Genomic DNA, 13,732 nt, shown 5'->3' on the forward strand with positions numbered 1-13,732 from the left:
GGCCGACAGGCGCCTCATCGGTGTGCCTTTCTGCTACAATATGACGTTGCGCTTGCGGGCGCTATTGAACCCACCCCGTTTCACGCAAAGGACGCACCCATGCAGGAAACTGATATGAAGGAAAAGCTCGTCAAGATCATCGAGGCCTACGACGAGCTGCAGGCCAAGATGGGCGATCCGGCGGTGCTCGCCGACCAGAAGGAGTACAACCGCCTGGCCAAGGAGTACGCCGCCCAGGGGCCGCTGGCCAAGAAGGCCGCCGAGTACGTGGCGGCCATGGACGATTTGGAAGCGGCCAAGGAGATGCTCTCCGACGCCGACATGAAGGAGTTCGCCCAGGAGGAGATCGCCGGCATCGAGGCGCGGCTGCCCTCGTTGGAAGAGGACATCAAGTTCATGCTCATCCCGGCCGACCCGGCCGACGAGAAGGATATCATCGTGGAGATCCGCGCGGCGGCCGGCGGTGATGAGGCCGCCATCTTCGCCGGCGACCTCTACAAGATGTACGAGCGCTTCGCCGCGGCCCAGGGCTGGAAGACCGAGACTATGGACGCTTCGGCCTCCGAAGCCGGCGGCTTCAAGGAGATCCAGTTCAAGGTGAAGGGCGACCACGTGTACTCGGTCATGAAGTTCGAGAGCGGCGTACACCGCGTGCAGCGCGTTCCCAAGACCGAGAGCCAGGGCCGCATCCATACCTCTACGGCCACGGTGGCGGTGCTGCCCGAGGCCGACGAGGTGGAAGTGGAGATCAACGAGGGCGACCTGCGCATCGACGTGTACCGCGCTGGCGGCCCGGGCGGCCAGTGCGTGAACACTACCGACTCGGCCGTGCGCATCACACACCTGCCTTCCGGCCTGGTGGTGCAGTCCCAGGACCAGAAGTCCCAGCTGCAGAACAAGATCGCGGCCATGGCCGTGCTGCGCGCCCGCCTCTACGAGAAGATGCTCGCCGAGCAGCAGGCCGCCGAGGGCGCCGAGAGGTTGGCCCAGATCGGCTCGGGCGACCGCTCCGAGAAGATCCGCACCTACAACGGCCCGCAGGACCGCGTGACCGACCACCGCATCGGCTTCAACTCCACCTACAACGGCGTGCTTCTGGGCGACAACCTGGGCGATGTGATCACGGCCCTGCAGGCCGCTGATCGCGCCCAGAAGCTGGAAGCGGCGGTTTAATGGTTCCGTTCGCCCTGACGGGACGAGCGGACGAGCCGATGCTGCGGATCCGACAGGCACCTGGCGTTGCCATTCAGCGCTTTCCCTCACAGCCCTGAGGCTGCTTGGTTCTGATCGGCGATGCCGCTCAGAACGCGCCCTCTCGGGCGCATGGACGGTGCCGAACAGCCCACGGGGCTGTTCGCTCAAGGCAATTCCAGGCACCTGTCGGATCCTCGCTGACTTCCTTGGGCGAACCTATGTGACAAAGGGCGATATTGTTGAATAATATCTGGACCATAAAATCTGCTCTGGAGTGGACTGAGGGGTATCTGGCCGAGAAGGGGGATGAGAACCCGCGGCTGTCGGCCCAGTGGCTTCTGTCCGAGGCCACGGGGCTTTCCCGCACCCACCTGTTCGTGAACTTCGACCGGCCGCTCTCGGAAGAAGAGCGCGGGGTGCTGCGCGACTTCGTGCGGCGGCGCGGGGCGGGGGAGCCCTTGCAGTACATCACCGGGGAGGTGGCCTTCCGCCACATCACGGTGAAGGTGCGCCCCGGCGTGCTCATCCCCAGGCCCGAGACCGAGGTGCTCGTGAGCGAGGTGCTGGCGGCCCTGCCGGCTCCCGGCAAGCGCGAGGCGCGGTGGAGCACCGAAGCGGCCGAGCAGGAGCGCGAGGCCGTGGAGGCCGTGAAGAAAGCGCTGGAGGAAGCGGGGGTCGCTTCGGCAGAGTCGGTCGGAGGCCTCGCCGCGGGCGGGCTGAAGCCCGCCTCCACGAAAGGTGTCGCCGACCGCCCCGCATTGGCCGACGGTTCTGCGACCGCAGGTGACGGGAACGTCGCCTACCGCCCCGTAGGGGACGGCTTCGGCCGTCCCGCATCAGCCGAGGACGCTGAGCAGGCCGCGCCCGCGCGCCCGCTGCTCTTGGCCGATTTGTGCACGGGGTCGGGGTGCATCGCCTGCTCGCTGGCCTTCGAGCATCCCGATGTGCGGGTCATCGCCACCGACATCGCCCCTGAGGCCGTGGCTTTGGCCCGCGAGAACATCGAGGCGCTGGGGCTTTCCGATCGCGTGGCGGTGCTTCAGTGCAGTTTGGGGTCGGGTATCGGCGAGAAGCGCCTCGGCACCTTCGACGCCGTGGTCTCCAACCCGCCCTACGTGCCCGCCGAGGTGATGGCCGCCCTGCCGGCCGAGGTGGCTGACTTCGAGCCGACCTTAGCCTTGGACGGGGGCGCCGACGGGCTCGACCTGTTCCGTCCCCTGGTCGCGTGGGCCGCCCGCGCGCTCAAGCCCGGCGGTGTGCTCGCCTGCGAGCTGCACGAGGGCCACATGGACGCGGCCCGTGCCGTCGCCGAGGCGGCTGGTTTTGCCGACTGTCGCATCGTGGACGACCTGACCGGCCGTCCGCGGGTGCTGGTCGGCCGCAAGCCGCCCGCCCGCTGATGTCCGGATGCGCGCAACGGTTGCCTGCTTCCCTTTGCGGGTGCCGCTTCTTTTGACAAAAAAGCTCTGAAAGTGGCGCTAAAATACGAAAAGTAAACGCCCTTGGCTACTTTTCGCGTTTGAGCGGCAGAAAAGAAAAACGCGACCCCGCAAAATGCGCATCTATTTGGCGCAAAACAGCGAAAAGTGGGTTCGGGCGTTTACTTTTCGCAATCGAGTGCCACTTTTTCGTCCATGGACAAGAAAAGCGGTTCGAAGCATCGAGAATATAAAGGAGAACGGAGAATCCTCATGGTACGTGGCGGCCTTCTGGAAACGCTGGACGCGGCGCAGGCGGTGATGGAGGAGCGGCTCGGCGCCTTCCGGCCCGACGTGGCGCTCATTCTGGGATCGGGGCTGGGGTCCTTGGCCGAGCGCATCGCCGATCCCGTGCTTATTCCCTTCGGCGAGGTGCCGGGCATGGGAACGTCCACGGCCAACGGGCACGTGGGGCGCTTCGTGGCCGGTATGCTCGGCGGCCGGCCGGTGCTGGCCATGCAGGGGCGCCTTCACGGCTACGAGGGCTACACGGCCCAGGAAGTGGCCTTCCCCGTGTGGCTCATGGAGCGCCTGGGAGCGGCGACGCTCATCACCACCAATGCGGCCGGGGCCATCAACGAGAGCTACCGAGTGGGCGATTTCTGCATCATGGCCGACCAGCTGAACTTCACCGGGCGCAATCCCATTGTGGGCACCGAGCCCGACGCCATGGCCCCGCGGTTCTTCAGCATGCTGGACGCCTACGACCCTGCGCTGCGCCAGCTTGCCCGCGAAACGGCGGCCGAGCTGGCCATCCCCGTGCAGGAAGGAGTGTACCTGGGGCTTCTGGGCCCCTCTTTCGAGACGCCGGCGGAAATTCGGATGTTTCGCGCCTGGGGAGCCGATACGGTGGCCATGTCGGTATGCGAGGAGGTGATCGCCGCGCGTCATCGGGGGATGCGCGTGCTCGGCATGTCGCTCGTGAGCAACATGGCCTGTGGGGTGGAAGGGGCGAGCCCCTCCGACGAGGAAGTCCACGAGGTGGCGAAAACCCGTGAGGAGGACTTCTGCCGCCTCGTCGAGGGAATTCTGGAGCAGCTGTAGGAGGCCGGTGGCCGCAAGCGGGCTGGGGAAGGGGCGGACGGTGAGCATCGAGGCGCTTACGTTGTTCGAGGGGATGTATCGAAAAGGGTCGGTGTCCAAGGCGGCCGAGGCGTGCTTCATGACACCGCAGGGGGCAAATCGCGCGCTGCGCGGATTCGAGGCGGAGTTGCGCTGATCGGATATGGCCGAGCGGTTGCTTTCCTTCGCCTGCTCCCGCGCCAACTGAGCCTGCACGCGTCGCGGCCCGGCAGGCAAGCGAATTGGGTTGCTTGCCTGCCGGGCCGACAGGGCGCCGGGCTGCGCTCGTCTTACGCCAGGGCGATGGTGCGGATGTCGCCGGGCAGGTCGGCACCGTAGTAGAGGATGCCCTGCTCGGCCAGATCGTGACCCACCGCCGCGTAGCCCTCGGCGGCCTCTCGGTTGCTGGCGATCTCCTCGGCGGTGAGGGCGCGGCGCACCTTGCCCGGCACGCCCACCACGAGCGATCCCTCGGGAATTTGGGCCCCTTCCGTTACCAGGGCGCCGGCTGCGATGAGCGAGTTCGACCCCACCACAGCGCCGTTCATCACCGTGGCCCCCATGCCCACGAGCACGTTGTCGCCCAGGGTGCAGCCGTGCACGATGGCCCCGTGCCCGATGGTGCAGCCGCGGCCCACGGTGCAGTCTTGGTGGTAATCGAGGTGCAGGCAGCTGTTCTCCTGCACGTTGGAGCCCTCGCCGATGCGGATGCAGCTGTCGTAGTCGCCGCGCATGGTGACGTTGAACAGCACGGTGGCGGTGCGATCGATTTCCACATGTCCGATGATGGTGGCGTTGGGCGCAATGCGCGCCTCGGGGTGAATCTTCACTTGGCGGTAATCCATGTCTCTGTCCTTCTCCGGTTGCCTGCAAGGATTGCTCCTGCCCACCTTAGCGCAGAACGGCTGTGGAAAAAACGCCCAAAGTGCGCGAAACGTCGCATTGGCGCGGGAAAACGGGGCCGTCTCAGGCGGCGCGCACTTCGAAGACCTTTTCGGCGGCGCCCACGATGTCGGTGAACAGCCAGCCCTTGCCCGAGCGCGTGGGGCTCGTGGGATCGTGCAGCACGATGTGGCTGTCCCGGTCGATGTCGTCCAGTACCACCACGATGGCCGTAGGGGCGAAAGTGCCGGGCCGGGTGACCACGAGCACGGGCGTGTTCGACACGATGGCATGGCGCAGGGCGCGCCCCTCGGCCTTGATGGGGGTGAGCGCAAGACCGAAATCGGGGGCCGCAGAGGTGAGGTAGGCGTCCACGGTGTCGGCCCCGGAGGCGGTGAGGTCGTGGTCGATGGCCCACTGGGCGAAGTCGGCGGGAGCGCGGTCGGTGTTACCCGTGACGGCCACATAGGCCATGGCCAAGGCACAGGGGGCCGCGCCGGCCTCGCCCAAGGTAGCCTGGCCGTAGGGCATGTCGGCCCAGGCGGGGTCGGCCTGGTAGAGCGAGGGGATGGTGCCGGCCTTCCACAGGGCTGACGAGGTGCTCTTCGCCTCGCCCACCTCGGCGGTGAGATAGGGTGAATCGGCATCGGCGGTGGCCGGTGTGAGACAGAAGTAGGCGACGAAGAGGGCGGCCGCCAGGGCCGCGGCTCCCAGCACGGCGATGATCGCGCAGCGCAGGGTGCGCCGCTCGCGCATCATGGTCGCAAGTCCTACCGTGCTCAGCTCGGCCAGGTCGGCTCCGTCGGTGATGTAGTGGCAGAACGATCCCACCGAGGGCGCGCGCAGCAGGTAGGTGCCCCGTAGCGACCGGCCCGCGATGACGGGATCGGCGCGGAAGGCGCCCCAGGCGCTTGCGACCGGGCGGCTCGTGGCCGGGCGCATGCGGCTTGTCAGGCTGCGTGCCGCGGTGCGGACGGCTGTGGGGGCGGGGGCGGCTGCCGCGGACACGGGAGCTCCCGCCGAGGCCACGGGCGGCATGATGGCTTCCAGCTTCGGTGTCTTCGGTTTCGAATGCGGCTTTCGACGATGCACTTTAACCTTCGGCGCGCCCATGGTCACTTCCCCTCTCTCGTCGGCGCCTGGCACTGCATCTTCGATCATAGGGGCCGCAGGGTCGCTCGCGGTGACGGCCCGTCAACCGTCACGGCGCAGATGACGACCTGTCACGGGGTCGATTGCTCGTTGTTACGCGCTGTAGGGCGCCCGTTTCCGAGCCGTCGAAAAGAAAGTTGAGCGTTTCGCCTTGCGTTGGCGCGGGGAAGGGGTATACTGCGCAGCCAAGTTCATAGCGCACATGCGTTGACGAGGACCAGTAGGGGCCAAGCCGACTGACAGCAAGCCTGCGGAATCTGCGAGCAGGCGTCGGCCGTTCCGAACAAGCCCTCCGAGCAGTTTGGTGAGAACGACGCCCGCGCTGCCGGCTTACCGCCGGGTGCGGGTGCGCAAGTAGCACCGGACCGGCGACACCGTCATATGTCGAGGCTCTTCTATGGTCAGGCTTGCCCTGGCGTAGGTTGGCTCATCCCGGACCCGGTGCGAAAGCAGCGGGTTTTTTGTTTGCCGGGGCAAAAGCCGGCACGGGAAGAAAGGAGAGCCAGTGGCACTGCGCAGCGACCAGATCAAGCGCGGGGTGGCTCGTGCGCCGCATCGGAGCCTGCTGAAGGCCGACGGTATCACCGACGAGGAGATGGAGCGCCCCTTCATCGCCGTCGTCAACGCGCGCAACGACATCATCCCCGGGCACACCCATCTCGACAAGATCTGCGAGGCCGTGAAGGCCGGCATCTATATGGCCGGCGGCGTGCCCTTCGAGATTTCCACCATCGGGGTGTGCGACGGCATCGCCATGAACCACGAGGGCATGCACTACTCGCTCGTGAGCCGCGAGGTCATCGCCGACTCGGTGGAATGCGCCGTGGCCGGCCACGGCTTCGACGGCATGGTGTGCATCCCCAACTGCGACAAGATCGTGCCCGGCATGATCTTGGGCGCGCTGCGGGTGAACGTGCCCACGGTGTTCGTCTCGGGCGGCCCGATGCTGCCCGGCGTGGCACCCGACGGCACCGCCACCGACCTGAACACGCTCTTCGACGGGGCGGGGAAGGTGGCCGCCGGCACTATGACCGAGGAGGAGCTGGCCTATTTCGAGGACACGGCCTGCCCCACCTGCGGCAGCTGCTCGGGCATGTTCACGGCGAACTCCATGAACTGTTTGTGCGAGGCCTTGGGCATTGCCCTTCCCGGCAACGGCACCGTGCCCGCGGTGTACTCCGAGCGCATCCGGCTGGCCAAGCGCGCCGGCATGAAGGTGATGGAGCTCGTGGGTGAGAACGTGCGCCTGAAAGACATCCTGAACGGGGCGGCCGTGCGCAACGCCATGGGATGCGACATGGCCTTCGGCGGCTCCACCAACACGGTGCTGCACCTCACGGCCATCGCGAATGCGGCGGGCTGCCCTATCACCATGGACACATGGGATGCCGTCAGCGCCCGCACGCCGCATCTGGTGAAGCTCGCGCCGGCCGGCCCGCGCCCGCTCATCGACCTGTACCGCGCGGGAGGGGTGCCGGTGGTGCTGGCCGAGCTCGACCGGCTGGGCCTCATCGACCGGGACGCCCGTACCTGCATGGGGCCCATGGGGGACTACCTCGATTGCATGCACGCCGCCTGCGCCGGGGCCGACGGCGAGGTCGTCCGCGCCCACGACAACCCCTTCTCGGTCGAGGGCGCCCTGCGGGTGCTCCACGGCAACATCGCGCCGGACGGGGCCATCGTGAAGAAGGCCGCCGTGGCCCCTTCCATGCTGTGCCACACCGGCCCGGCCCGGGTGTTCGACTCCGAGGAGGAGGCCTGCGCGGCCATCAACGGCGGGGCCATCGTTCCCGGCGATGTGGTGGTCATCCGCTACGAGGGGCCGGCCGGCGGCCCGGGCATGCGCGAGATGCTCGCTCCCACCTCGGCCATCTGCGGCCGCGGGCTGTCCGAGAGCGTGGCACTCATCACCGACGGCCGCTTCTCGGGCGCCACCAAGGGGCCGGCCGTGGGGCATGTGAGCCCCGAGGCGGCCGCCGGCGGCCCCATCGCGCTCATCTGCGAGGGCGACTCGGTCACCGTGGACATCGAGGGCGGCCTTCTGACTCTGAACGTGGAGGTCGACGAGCTCGCCCGGCGCCGCGCCGCTTGGGTGCCGCCGGCGCCCAAGCACCACCACGGGGTGCTGGCCAAGTACGCGAAACTGGTAACTTCTGCCGACAAGGGGGCGATCATCCAATGACCGAGACCGATAACAGGGAAGGGGCGCAGCCCGCGCGCCGCAGCGCCGCGAGCGAGGGCGCGTGCCGCGGTCTGGGAAGCCGCACGGCCAAGCAGGGCGCCTCCATGCTCGGGGCCGAGGCGGTGGTGGCGAGCCTGGAGGCCGAGGGCGTCACGACGGTGTTCGGGTACCCGGGCGGCCAGGCCATCAAGCTCTACGACGCCCTGTACGGCTCCGAGCAGATCACCCATGTGCTCGCCCGCCACGAGCAGGGGGCCGTGCACATGGCCGACGGCTATGCGCGGGCCACGGGGCGGCCGGGTGTGGTGATGGTCACCTCGGGCCCGGGCGCCACCAACACCGTCACGGGCATCGCCACGGCCTACATGGATTCGGTGCCGCTCGTCGTCATCACCGGCCAGGTGGGACGCGGGGTCATCGGCACCGACTCGTTCCAAGAATCCGACATCGTGGGCATCACCATGCCCGTGGTGAAGCACTCCTACCTGCTGCAGTCCACCGACGAGCTCACGCGCACTATCCGCGAGGCCTTCCACATCGCCGTCACCGGGCGGCCCGGCCCGGTGCTCATCGACATCCCGAGCGATGTGGCCGGCGAGGAGATGGTCTTCGAGTACCCCGACGAGGTGAGCCTGCCCTCCTACAAGCCCACCTACCGCGGCAACGCCAAGCAGATCCGCACGGCCTGCCGCCTTCTGGAAGAGGCCGAGCAGCCGCTTTTGTACGTGGGCGGCGGCGTCGTCTCCTCGGGGGCCACCGAGGAGCTTGTGGCCCTCATGGACGCCATGCAGGTGCCCGCGGTTGTCACCCTCATGGGCAAGGGCGGCGTGCCGGCGAGCCATCCGCTGAACTTAGGGCCGGTGGGCATGCACGGGGCGAAGTACTCGAACATGGCCATGACCGAGGCCGACCTCATCATCGCGGCGGGAGCCCGCTTCTCCGATCGCGTCACCGGGCGCGTGTCCGAGTTCGCCCCCAACGCCAAGATCGTGCACATCGACATCGACCCGGCCGAGATCGGCAAGATCCGCGATGCTGACGTGCCCATCGTGGGAGACTTGAAGGGCGTGCTCGCGGGCATGCTGGAGTGCCTGGCCAAGGCTGGGGCCGCCCCGCGCGACGACCAGTGGGTGGCCGACATCGCCGCCTGGCGGGAGCGCTACCCGTTCTACCACCCCAACATGGCGGTGAACGAGGAAGAGGACGAGATCGTGCCCGAGCTGGTCATCGCCGAGCTCGGGCGCCAGCTGGACCCGGACGCCTCCATCGTCACCACCGAGGTGGGCCAGCACCAGATGTGGGCCCACCAGTTCCTGCACCGCGAGCGGCCGCGCACCTTCCTGTCCTCCGGCGGCCTGGGCACCATGGGCTTCGGCTTCCCGGCGGCCATCGGGGCCGCGGTGGCGCGCCCGGAGGCCACGGTGGTCTGCATCGCCGGCGACGGGTCGTTCCAGATGAACTCCCAGGAGATGGCCACCGCCGCCATCAACGGCGTTCCCGTGAAGGTGATGATACTCGACAACCGCTGCCTGGGCATGGTGCACCAGTGGCAGAAGCTGTTCTACGGCCGCCGCTACTCCCAGACGCTTTTGGCGCCGGTGCCCGATTTCGTGAAGCTGGCGGAGGCCTACGGCTGGGAGGGCGAGCGCGTGGAGGCGCCCGGCGAGGTGGCCGGGGCCATCGCCCGCATGCTGGCCGCGCCGGGCCCCTACCTCTTGGACGTGGCCATCTCGCCCGAGCAGAACGTGTATCCCATGGTGGCCCCGGGGGCGGCCCTCGACAACGTCATGGGCGCCATCGACGTGGCCGTGGGGGCCGTGCGCACCGATGTGCCCGCCGCTTCTGGATCCCCGCGGGCCCGCACGGCCGGCGCGCCGTCCGGGGCCGCGTCGCCGTGCGCGAAGATCGACGCCCAGTTCGGCGGTCGATGGGAGGTCGACCCGCAGGACACCGGCGCGCGTTTGGGCCAGGACGGCTCCACGGTGGACGTGCGCCCCGAAGACTGGAAGACCCTCTTCCGCGCCGGCGACGAGGGAAAGGAGGACCGGCGATGAAGCACATCCTGTCCGTTCTGGTGGAGAACCGCCCCGGCGTGCTCTCCCGCGTGACCGGCCTCATCTCCCGGCGCGGCTTCAACATCGAGTCGCTGTCGGTAGGCCCTACCGAGGATGCCACCATGTCGCGCGTCACCGCCATCGTCATGGCCGACGATGTGGCCTTCGAGCAGATCACTAAGCAGCTGCACAAGCTCATCAGCGTCCACAAGATCACCGATCTCACCGACGAGGGGGCCATCGAGCGCGAGCTGGCGCTGTTCAAGGTGAGCGCGCCTCCCGAGCGAAGAAGCGAGGTCATCGAGATCGCCAACATCTTCCGCGCGAAGATCGTGGACGTGGGACGTGCGACGCTCACCGTGGAGGCCACCGGCGACGACGCGAAGCTCACGGGCCTGGAGGATCTGTTCCGCGCCTACGGCATCAAGGAGATCGTCCGCACCGGCAAGATCGCCCTGTCGCGCTCGAGCCGCGACTAGCTTCTATTTACCGAACATCAGCCAACGACGAGAAAGGAAACCCATGGCTGTCACCATCTACTACGAAAAGGATTGCAACCCCGAGGTTATCAAGGATAAGAAGATCGCCATCATCGGCTACGGATCCCAGGGCCACGCCCATGCGCTGAACCTGAGGGATTCCGGCTGCGATGTGCGCGTGGGCCTGCGCGAGGGCTCGGCGTCCCGGGCCGCGGCCGAGGAGGCCGGGCTGCGCGTGTGCGACATGGCCACGGCCGCCGAGGAGGCCGACCTCATCATGATCCTCGTGCCCGACGAGCTGCAGCCGGCCGTCTATGAGGAGTTCATCGCCCCGCACCTGAAGGCCGGCGACACGCTCGCCTTCGCCCACGGCTTCAACGTGCACTACGGCTATATCACCCCGCCCGAGGACGTGGATGTCATCATGTGCGCGCCGAAGGGCCCCGGCCACATCGTGCGCCGCCAGTACACCCAGGGCTCTGGCGTGCCGGACCTCATCTGCGTGGCCCAGGACGCCACGGGAGGCGCCTGGGACACGGCGCTCTCCTACGCCTGGGGCGTGGGCGGGGCACGCTCCGGCATCATCAAGTGCACGTTTGCCCAGGAGACCGAGGAGGACCTCTTCGGCGAGCAGGCGGTGCTCTGCGGCGGTCTTGTGGAACTGGTGAAGGCCGGCTTCGAGACGCTCGTGGAGGCGGGCTACCCGCCCGAGCTCGCCTACTTCGAGTGCTACCACGAGATGAAGATGATCGTGGACCTTATGTACGAGAGCGGCATCCACTTCATGAACTACTCCATCTCCAACACCGCCGAGTACGGCGAGTACTACGCCGGCCCCAAGGTCATCAACGACGAGAGCCGCGAGGCCATGCGCGAGATTCTGGCCCGCATCCAGGACGGCTCCTTCGCCCGGGAGTTCGTGGCCGACTACGAGAAGGGAAGCCCCTGGCTCCATGAGCAGCGCGAGGCCATCAATGAACATGAGATCGAGAAGACCGGCGAGCGTATTCGCTCCATGTTCTCGTGGACTTGCGAGTAGGGAAGTCTCCCATCCCCATCCCAGAGGGGCCGACCTCGGTCGGCCCCTTTTCTCTTAACCGTTCTGAACAGGGCAAACGGTCTTTGTCACGTAAAGGGGTGACGGGAAAATTTTCGGCTTGCGTGACAAAATCACGGGTCTGCGTGATAGGCGGCGGCCGGCTTTGAGGGCATAGTGGGCGGCGTTGAAAGCGCAGATACCTTGGAGCGCTCGGCGGCGCGAAAGTCGCCGGCGCATCGAAGCAAGAAGGAGCTGAACTCATGAAAATCCTCGGACTGGGCGTACCGGAGCTCGTCATCATCCTCATCGTCGTGCTGCTTATCTTCGGCCCGAAGAACCTTCCCAAACTGGGCGCGTCGCTCGGCAAGACGGTGAAGAGCCTGCGCGACGGCATGGCCTTCGACAAGAAGGACGACGAGGAAGAGGAAATGGTGGAGATCGTCGAGGACGAGCCCGCCCCCGCTACCGCCAGTGCCAAGACCACCGCGGTCAAGAAGGTCGTCAAGAAGAAGGCCGAGTAACTTCCTTTCGTGAACCGACCCCGTCGCCCTCAGGCGCGGGGTGTTCAACCCTCCCTCCCCAAACGAAGCGGCTGCTGCCTTTTGGCAAGCGTCGCTTCGTTTCGTTTTGGGGTACAATAGACGGCTGGTAACGAACGACGAATGAGAGGGGAGGGCTCGTGGGCTATCCGGCATCGCCGCGGCTGCGGCAGGCGCGATGCGCCATCATCGGGTTCGGCTGCAACCAGGCCTTCCTCTTCACAATGCTGTATCTGGACGGCTCGGTGGCCGGGCCCGAGCACGGGTTTCTGGCCGATCGCGCCGATCTGCTCTGCCTGCTCGCCGTGATGGCCGTCACCTTCGCCCTCATGCTGCACCGTCGATGTCGTGCGGCGCTGCTGGGGGCCGGCGACGGGCTCGTGAACCTGTTCGCCGCCCCGCTCGTACTGGCCCTCGTGGCCCTCGTGGCGCTGCGAGCGTTGCTGCCCGAGGCGCCGTGGATCGGGCTCGCCCTGCTGGAGGGCCTGCTCGTGGGGGTGCCCCTGGCGCTGCTGCTGTGCCTGTGGGGCCGCGCCCTGGGAGCGGCGCCCATCGACCGGTCGGTGCCCGAGGTGTTCATCGGCAGCGCTCTGGGGGCGGCCGTCTGCTTTCTGGTAGCGGCGCTGCCCGTGGCCGGGGCCACGCTGTTGCTGTACGCCCTGCCCCTGGGAAGCGCCTGGGGGCTGCGGGCCCTGGCGGCCCTGGCCGATGCCGATCCTGCGGGCGGCAGGGCTTCCGCGGGCGGGGAAGGTGCTGCCGGTGAGACCGCCGGCACCGCGGGTACCTCCGATGCCCCCGACGACGAGGCCTCGAAGCTGTCGGGTCGCATCCTGGCGGGTACCGTGGTGTTCGGCCTGGCCACCGGTGCCATCGAGGCCATGACGGCCCGGGCCCAGGCAGCCTCCCATACCTCGCTCTCCGTCACCTTCATCCTATTCGTGCTCTACTGTGTGGCAGCCCTGCAGCTCTACGGCGCGCGCCCGCTGTCGCTCGGCACCCGGGCGGTGCTGCCGAGCGGCTCCGGCCAGGAGACGGGCCCGCTCGGCGGCGCCTACCGCTTGGCCGTGCTGCTCATGGTGGGCGGCTTTATCGCCGTGCCGCTTCTGGAGCGCGTGGGGGTGGCCGGCGTGGCCGTGGTGCTGGCGGGCTATCTCGGCGTGTTCTCGGTGCTCGTGTCGCTGTTCCTTGTCATGGGCCGCATCGCCGGCCGCGACGCCACCGCCTCCATCGCCCGGGGCTTCGCGGCCCTGTTCGCCGGCGAGATCCTCGGCGTGCTGGTCGGCGCCGGGGCCCTGGCGGCCTTCGGTGGGGCGGGGGCGGCTCCGGTCCTGGTCACGCTGGCCGGGGTGGCGGCGCTCTACGCCTACTTGTTCCTGTTCACCGACCGCGACATGGCGGCCCTGTCGGTGGTGGTCTCGCGCACCGATCGCTTCGAGGAGGCCTGCGCTCTTATCGCGGCGAGCGCCAGGCTGTCCAAGCGCGAGTCCGAGATTCTGCCTCTGGCCCTGCGCGGCCGCACCGCCGAGCGCATCGCCGGCGAGTTCTTCATCTCGAAGAACACCGTGGACACCCACCTGCGGCGCATCTACGCGAAGTGCGGGGTGCACACGCGTCAGGAACTCATCGATTTGGGCGAGCGCACCGAGCGCGAGCTTCATGAAAGGAACTAGC

12 protein-coding genes are annotated in these 13,732 nt (G+C 67.7%); 10 read left to right on the top strand and 2 right to left on the bottom strand.

The features are described 5' to 3' along the window. Positions 1-99: 99 nt before the first annotated feature. The 4 genes from prfA (at position 100) to G503_RS16200 (ending at position 3,891) form a co-directional block, all read left to right on the top strand. The gene (gene prfA / locus G503_RS0101895) at positions 100-1,173 is read left to right on the top strand and encodes a peptide chain release factor 1 (protein ID WP_236759088.1); all 1,074 of its coding nucleotides are present in this window, start codon (positions 100-102) and stop codon (positions 1,171-1,173) included. Between the two features lie 260 nt (positions 1,174-1,433). Continuing rightward, complete coding sequence (locus G503_RS0101900; RefSeq protein WP_035021446.1) at positions 1,434-2,594, top strand: N5-glutamine methyltransferase family protein; 1,161 nt, start codon at positions 1,434-1,436, stop codon at positions 2,592-2,594. Between the two features lie 291 nt (positions 2,595-2,885). Beyond that, entirely contained in the window at positions 2,886-3,716 is an 831-nt protein-coding gene (locus tag G503_RS0101905; protein ID WP_035021448.1) for a purine-nucleoside phosphorylase, read from the top strand. 40 nt (positions 3,717-3,756) lie between these two features. Continuing rightward, entirely contained in the window at positions 3,757-3,891 is a 135-nt protein-coding gene (locus G503_RS16200) for a LysR family transcriptional regulator (RefSeq protein ID WP_156891874.1), read from the top strand. 133 nt (positions 3,892-4,024) lie between these two features. Here the strand turns inward: G503_RS16200 and G503_RS0101915 are convergent, their stop codons facing one another. Together G503_RS0101915 and G503_RS0101920 are read right to left on the bottom strand one after the other, a co-directional pair. After that, positions 4,025-4,579, bottom strand: coding sequence for a gamma carbonic anhydrase family protein (locus G503_RS0101915; RefSeq protein ID WP_035021450.1), 555 nt, complete (start codon positions 4,577-4,579; stop codon positions 4,025-4,027). Between the two features lie 121 nt (positions 4,580-4,700). After that, complete coding sequence (locus G503_RS0101920; RefSeq protein ID WP_028026251.1) at positions 4,701-5,729, bottom strand: hypothetical protein; 1,029 nt, start codon at positions 5,727-5,729, stop codon at positions 4,701-4,703. A gap of 544 nt (positions 5,730-6,273) precedes the next feature. Between G503_RS0101920 and ilvD the strand changes: the two genes are divergently transcribed. The 6 genes from ilvD (at position 6,274) to G503_RS0101950 (ending at position 13,731) form a co-directional block, all read left to right on the top strand. After that, entirely contained in the window at positions 6,274-7,950 is a 1,677-nt protein-coding gene (gene ilvD / locus G503_RS0101925) for a dihydroxy-acid dehydratase (RefSeq protein WP_028026252.1), read from the top strand. Further along, positions 7,947-10,004, top strand: coding sequence for a biosynthetic-type acetolactate synthase large subunit (gene ilvB / locus G503_RS13185; RefSeq protein WP_084636207.1), 2,058 nt, complete (start codon positions 7,947-7,949; stop codon positions 10,002-10,004). The genes ilvD and ilvB overlap by 4 nt, the downstream gene beginning before the upstream one ends. Beyond that, positions 10,001-10,483 (top strand): acetolactate synthase small subunit, encoded by a 483-nt coding sequence (gene ilvN / locus G503_RS0101935; RefSeq protein WP_028026253.1) that lies wholly within the window; start codon positions 10,001-10,003, stop codon positions 10,481-10,483. Before ilvB ends, ilvN begins: the two co-directional genes overlap by 4 nt. A 43-nt stretch (positions 10,484-10,526) precedes the next feature. Further along, positions 10,527-11,522, top strand: a complete 996-nt coding sequence (ilvC, locus tag G503_RS0101940) for a ketol-acid reductoisomerase (protein ID WP_028026254.1) — start codon at positions 10,527-10,529, stop codon at positions 11,520-11,522. Positions 11,523-11,782: 260 nt separating this feature from the next. Further along, positions 11,783-12,043 carry a twin-arginine translocase TatA/TatE family subunit gene (tatA, locus tag G503_RS0101945; RefSeq protein WP_028026255.1) on the top strand — a complete coding sequence of 87 codons (261 nt, stop codon included), beginning with the start codon at positions 11,783-11,785 and terminating at the stop codon, positions 12,041-12,043. A gap of 158 nt (positions 12,044-12,201) precedes the next feature. After that, complete coding sequence (locus tag G503_RS0101950) at positions 12,202-13,731, top strand: helix-turn-helix transcriptional regulator (RefSeq protein WP_051190828.1); 1,530 nt, start codon at positions 12,202-12,204, stop codon at positions 13,729-13,731. Position 13,732 lies beyond the last annotated feature (1 nt).

This window comes from Adlercreutzia mucosicola DSM 19490, assembly GCF_000422625.1.
GTDB lineage: Bacteria > Actinomycetota > Coriobacteriia > Coriobacteriales > Eggerthellaceae > Adlercreutzia > Adlercreutzia mucosicola.

Coding starts and splice junctions, on each gene's coding strand:
- prfA (WP_236759088.1), top strand. CDS start 100: ATGCAGGAAACTGATATGAAGGAAAAGCTCGTCAAGATCATCGAGGCC.
- G503_RS0101905 (WP_035021448.1), top strand. CDS start 2,886: ATGGTACGTGGCGGCCTTCTGGAAACGCTGGACGCGGCGCAGGCGGTG.
- G503_RS0101915 (WP_035021450.1), bottom strand. CDS start 4,579: ATGGATTACCGCCAAGTGAAGATTCACCCCGAGGCGCGCATTGCGCCC.
- G503_RS0101920 (WP_028026251.1), bottom strand. CDS start 5,729: ATGGGCGCGCCGAAGGTTAAAGTGCATCGTCGAAAGCCGCATTCGAAA.
- ilvB (WP_084636207.1), top strand. CDS start 7,947: ATGACCGAGACCGATAACAGGGAAGGGGCGCAGCCCGCGCGCCGCAGC.
- ilvN (WP_028026253.1), top strand. CDS start 10,001: ATGAAGCACATCCTGTCCGTTCTGGTGGAGAACCGCCCCGGCGTGCTC.
- ilvC (WP_028026254.1), top strand. CDS start 10,527: ATGGCTGTCACCATCTACTACGAAAAGGATTGCAACCCCGAGGTTATC.
- tatA (WP_028026255.1), top strand. CDS start 11,783: ATGAAAATCCTCGGACTGGGCGTACCGGAGCTCGTCATCATCCTCATC.